Source organism: Rhodococcus sp. P3_B8 (assembly GCF_056402775.1).
The window spans coordinates 1-5,259 of the sequence record NZ_JBFUGT010000393.1; the positions used below are offsets into that span (position 1 = coordinate 1).

The following is a 5,259-nucleotide window of genomic DNA, read 5'->3' on the forward strand; positions in this document are numbered from 1 at the left end:
GGACCCGGGACCGGTGCGCCGGCTGATCGCGACGCTCCCCGCGCTCGAGGTGCCGAGGCCGGACTGGCCCGCCGAGGCGCACGTGGTCGGACCGCTGCTGTGGGAACCGACGAACGAGGTGATCGAGGCGCCGGACGGCACAGATCCCCTGATCATGGTGGCTCCGTCGACCGCGTTCACCGGCGCGGAGGGCATGCTCGAGACGACGCTGGCGGGGCTCGACGGGGCCGGTGTCCGTGTGATCGCGTCGATACTGGACGGATCGCCGGCCACGGTTCCGCCCTGGGCGAGGGCAGGTCTCGGCCGTCAGGACGCGATGTTGCGCGAGGCCTCGGCCGTCGTCTGCGGTGGCGGACACGGAATGCTGGCGAAGGCCCTGCTCGCAGGGGTTCCGGCGGTGGTGGTTCCCGGCGGCGGCGATCAGTGGGAGCTCGCGAACCGGGCCGCGCGGCAGGGGAGCGCCGTCGTGGTGCGTCCCCCGAGCGCCGAAGCACTCCGCGCGGCGGTCGAACAGGTGCTCTCGAACGGTGCCCACACGGACGCCGCGCGGCGGGCCGCGCGGAGCATCGCGGACGTCGCCGATCCGGTGGCGGTGTGCCGCGACGCGCTGCGGTAAGAGGGCGGCGCGAGGTTCGGCTAGCGTGGATGTGTGCGACTGACCGAATTTCACCAACTCGTCCGCGAAGAGTTCGGGCAGATGCGCGGCGACGCACTACTCGTCGACCACGTGCTGCTCAGTCTCGGGGGCAAGACCGCCGCCGAAGCCATCGAGGACGGCCGGGAACCCCGCGAGGTGTGGCGTGAACTCTGCGTGGAGTTCGACGTCCCGCCGCAGCGCCGGTAGAAATCCGGCGTGTCGAACGGACCGACCGCACATATCGAACACACGTTCCCCTATGCTGGAGATGTTCGGTGGTCACGGTTCTTGTCGGTACCCGGATCTAACCTGACCGCAGATCACTGATGAGACTCGAGGAATGGGGACGACGATGGCACCACAGGCACACGATCGAGACAAGGCGCTCGACCTCGCGCTGGCGCAGATCGACAAGAACTTCGGCAAGGGCTCGGTGATGCGCCTGGGCGAAGGTGTCCGTCAGCCCATCGCCGTCATCCCGACCGGCTCCATCGCGCTGGACGTCGCCCTCGGCATCGGCGGGCTGCCCCGTGGCCGTGTCGTCGAGATCTACGGCCCGGAGTCCTCGGGTAAGACCACCGTGGCTCTGCACGCTGTCGCCAACGCCCAGGCGGCGGGCGGCATCGCCGCGTTCATCGACGCCGAGCACGCGCTCGACCCCGACTACGCCCAGAAGCTCGGCGTCGACACCGATGCGCTGCTGGTGTCGCAGCCCGACACCGGTGAGCAGGCGCTCGAGATCGCAGACATGCTGATCCGCTCCGGCGCCCTCGACATCCTCGTGGTCGACTCCGTGGCCGCTCTGGTCCCGCGCGCCGAGATCGAGGGTGAGATGGGCGACAGCCACGTGGGTCTGCAGGCCCGTCTGATGAGCCAGGCGCTCCGTAAGATGACCGGTGCGCTCAGCAATTCCGGCACCACCGCGATCTTCATCAACCAGCTGCGCGAGAAGATCGGCGTCATGTTCGGTTCCCCCGAAACCACCACCGGTGGTAAGGCATTGAAGTTCTACTCGTCGGTGCGCCTCGACGTGCGGCGGATCGAGACCCTGAAGGACGGCACCGACGCAGTGGGTAACCGTACCCGCGTCAAGGTGGTCAAGAACAAGGTCGCGCCGCCGTTCAAGCAGGCCGAGTTCGACATCCTCTACGGACTGGGAATCAGCAAGGAAGGCTCGCYGATCGACATGGGTGTCGAACACGGGTTCATCCGCAAGTCGGGCTCCTGGTACACCTACGAAGGCGACCAGCTGGGACAGGGCAAGGAGAACGCCCGCAAGTTCCTGTTGGAGAACACCGACATCCGGGACGAGATCGAGAAGAAGATCAAGGAAAAGCTCGGAATCGGCGCCGACGTCACTGCTGCTACGGATGACGCCGCCCCGGTCGAATTCTAAGGCGCCGCCGTGCGTCCGACGGGCGAAGGTGGAACGGAGACGCAGGCCAAGGATTTGTGCCTGCGTCTCTTGACGGACCGTGCCCGGAGTCGAGCGGAGTTATCGGAGCGTCTGGCGAAGAAGGGCTACTCGGCCGAGATCGCTGAGCGTGTGCTGGATCGCCTCACCGAGGTCGGACTCGTCAACGACGCCGACTTCGCCCAGCAGTGGGTGCATTCGCGGCACACRTACTCCGGCAAGGGGAAACGTGCGCTCGCACTGGAACTGCGCCGCAAGGGCATYGGTCAGGAAGACGCCACCGAGGCGCTCGCTCAGATCGACAGCGAAGACGAACGAGCGCGAGCCACCGAACTGGTCGCGAAGAAACTGCGGACGGTGTCCGCGGACGATCGGGACCGGGCGGTCCGCCGGCTGGTGTCGATGCTCGCGCGCCGCGGTTTTCCCCAGGGCATGGCGTTCGAGGTGGTCAAGGAACAACTCGATCGCGCCGGTGCGGAAACCGACGGCCTGTTCGACGAGACCTGACCCGAGACGACAACAACACTGACGAGACGTCGACAACACTGACGAGACGTCGACAACACTGACGAGACGACAACACTGACGAGACGACAACACTGACGAGACGACAACACTGACGAGACGACAACACTGCGGTCGGACGGGAACAGAGTTCGCGTCCGACCGCAGTGTCACGTCACACCCGCGTCAGATCACAACCGCTTGTCGGTGATGTCCATACCCGGAACCGACACCGCCGGAAGCTCGGGAACGGCCCCCCCGGGGCCTCCGCCCTTCTTGCTGGCCCGTAGTCGCTTCTCCACCTTGGTCGCCACCACGGTGAGCGTGTAGTTGAGGATGATCATGATGATCGCCACCACGATCAGGGCGGGCAGGTAGTTGCCGTAGAACGCACCGAGCTGCTGGCCGGACCGCACCACTTCGACGTAGCCGATGAGGTAACCGAGCGCGGAGTCCTTCAACGCCACCACCATCTGCGAGATGATCGCGGGCAGCATCGCCGTGACGGCCTGCGGAAGCAGGATGGTCCGCATGACCTGGCCCTTGCGCATACCCAGTGCCATGGCGGCCTCGCTCTGCCCCTTGGGGAGCGAGTTGATACCTGCCCTGACGATTTCGGCGATCACCGAGCCGTTGTACAGCGTGAGGCCCACGATGACCGCGGCGAGTGCAAGGTATTTCGACTTGAAGACCTCGTACTCGGCGAACAGCTGGTACGAGAAGATCATCAGGATCAGCACGGGGATGGCGCGGAACAATTCGACGATCCCGCCGGCCACCCATCGCACCGGCCGGTGGTCCGACAGGCGTCCGATGCCGAGGATCGCGCCGAGGATCAGTGCTAACAGGATCGATACGGCGGCCGCCACGAGGGTGCCGCGGATGCCGGGGATCAGATACGTCGTCCACGACGTCGATTCGAGGAACGGATCCCATTTCGCCGCTGTCAGCTGACCTTTGTCGTCGAGCGCAGCGTAGACGAGGTAGCCGATTCCCAGCAGTGCGACAGCGACCACGACCGAGATCAGGCGATAGATGTTCTTCGCCTTCGGGCCCGGTGCGTCGTAGAGGACGGTGGCGGAATTGCTCATCGTGCAACCTCGAATCGCTTGCTCAGGTATCCGAAGAGAAGCCCCATCGGCAGGGTCAGGATCACGAAGCCGAGCGCGAAGATGCCACCGACGACGAAGATGGCGGCCTCGTTCTCGATCATTTCCTTCATCAGCAGCGACGCCTCCGCCACGCCGATCACCGAGGCGATCGTCGTGTTCTTGGTCAAGGCGATCAGCACACTGCCGAGTGGGGCGGTGACCGCGCGGAATGCCTGCGGCAACACGATCAACCGCAGATTCTGCGAGAACGTGAGGCCGAGTGACCGGCCCGCCTCCGCCTGGCCGACGTGCACCGTGTTGATACCGGACCGCAGCGACTCACAGACGAAGGCCGCGGTGTAGACGCTGAGGCCGAGCACGGCGAGCCGGAAGTTGTTCTCCTCGAAGAACGTCGGCGACTGCTCGGGGGCGAGCTTGACGCCCATCGTCTGGAAGAGCCCGAAGGAGCAGAAGATGATGATGAGCGTCAGGGGAGTGTTGCGGAAGATCGTCACGTACGCCGTGCCGACGCCACGCGCGACCGGGATCGGTGACACCCGCATCGCCGCGAGGATGGTGCCGAGTATCAGAGCACCGACAGCCGAGAACGCGGTGAGTTGCACCGTCGTCCAGAATGCGTCGATCAGCTGATCGCTGTATTTGCTCAGTAGGTCCACTTACCGTCTCCCCAGGTCACCGGTGGTTGGTGTCGAACCGGGCCGGACGACTCCACGAATGGGAAGTCGTCCGACCCGGATGAGTGAGTTGCTCAGTACCGATCGACGGTCGGCGGGGCGGGGATCGGGTAACCCGACGCACCGACGGTCTCGTTGAACGCGCGCGCCCACGAGCCGTCCGCGATCATCGCGTCGATGGCGTCGTTGATCTTGGCGCGGGTCTCGTCGTCACCCTTGGCCAGTCCGATGCCGTAGCGCTCTTCGGTGAACGGCTCGCCGACCACCTTCAGCTCGCCCGGGTACTGCGCCGCATAGCCGGCGAGGATGATGTCGTCGGTGGTGACGGCGTCGACCGCACCGTTACGTAGCGCCTCGACGCAGGCGGAGTACGTGTCGAACTCCTGCAGCTGCACGTCCTGCGCGTACGTGTCCTTGACCTTCTGCGCCGGGGTGGACCCGGTCACGGAGCACAGCTTCTTCCCGCCGTTGAGCGAATCGGGGCCGGTGATGTCGGTGTTGTCGGACTTCACCAGGAGCGACTGTCCGGCGATGAAGTACGGCCCGGCGAAGTCGACCTTCTCCTTGCGGGCGTCGGTGATCGAGTAGGTGGCGACGATGTAGTCGACCTCACCGTTCTCGATCAGCGTCTCGCGCTGAGCCGACGGRGACTCCTTGAACTCGATGTTCTCGGGCGCGACACCCAGCTTGCCGGCCACGTATTCGGCCACCTCGACGTCGAAGCCGCTGAAGGACCCGTCGGGGTTGCGCAATCCGAGGCCGGGCTGGTCGTACTTGATTCCGACCGTGAGCTTGCCCTCCGACGCGCTCTGGGAGGCGCTCTTCTCTTCACCTCCGCCACAGGCAGATGCGACGACGGCGAGCGCCATGACGCCGATTCCCACGCGAATCGAGCGATTGATCCTCATCGAGTTCCTC

At 65.4% G+C, this 5,259-nt stretch carries 7 protein-coding genes; 4 read left to right on the forward strand and 3 right to left on the reverse strand.

Annotated features, from left to right (window positions below; all coding sequences use genetic code 11):
* The 4 genes from AC1D1G_RS41215 to recX form a co-directional block, all read left to right on the forward strand.
* Positions 1 to 616 (forward strand): glycosyltransferase (locus AC1D1G_RS41215; RefSeq protein WP_477956497.1); only part of this gene is annotated, 616 nt, incomplete at its 5' end.
* 33 nt (positions 617 to 649) lie between these two features.
* Positions 650 to 844, forward strand: a complete 195-nt coding sequence (locus AC1D1G_RS41220) for a DUF3046 domain-containing protein (protein WP_005240748.1) — start codon at positions 650 to 652, stop codon at positions 842 to 844.
* A 145-nt stretch (positions 845 to 989) separates the two neighbouring features.
* Positions 990 to 2,033, forward strand: a complete 1,044-nt coding sequence (gene recA, locus AC1D1G_RS41225) for a recombinase RecA (protein WP_477956498.1) — start codon at positions 990 to 992, stop codon at positions 2,031 to 2,033.
* Between the two features lie 9 nt (positions 2,034 to 2,042).
* Positions 2,043 to 2,558, forward strand: a complete 516-nt coding sequence (gene recX / locus AC1D1G_RS41230; RefSeq protein WP_105414547.1) for a recombination regulator RecX — start codon at positions 2,043 to 2,045, stop codon at positions 2,556 to 2,558.
* Between the two features lie 188 nt (positions 2,559 to 2,746).
* On the opposite strand, the gene AC1D1G_RS41235 is transcribed toward recX, so the two are convergent.
* The 3 genes from AC1D1G_RS41235 to AC1D1G_RS41245 form a co-directional block, all read right to left on the reverse strand.
* A complete protein-coding gene (locus tag AC1D1G_RS41235; protein ID WP_009480022.1) occupies positions 2,747 to 3,646 on the reverse strand; it encodes an amino acid ABC transporter permease in 900 nt (299 codons plus the stop codon).
* A complete protein-coding gene (locus AC1D1G_RS41240; protein ID WP_005261143.1) occupies positions 3,643 to 4,323 on the reverse strand; it encodes an amino acid ABC transporter permease in 681 nt (226 codons plus the stop codon). Before AC1D1G_RS41240 ends, AC1D1G_RS41235 begins: the two co-directional genes overlap by 4 nt.
* Before the next feature lie 92 nt (positions 4,324 to 4,415).
* Positions 4,416 to 5,249 carry a glutamate ABC transporter substrate-binding protein gene (locus tag AC1D1G_RS41245; RefSeq protein ID WP_105414549.1) on the reverse strand — a complete coding sequence of 278 codons (834 nt, stop codon included), beginning with the start codon at positions 5,247 to 5,249 and terminating at the stop codon, positions 4,416 to 4,418.
* Positions 5,250 to 5,259 lie beyond the last annotated feature (10 nt).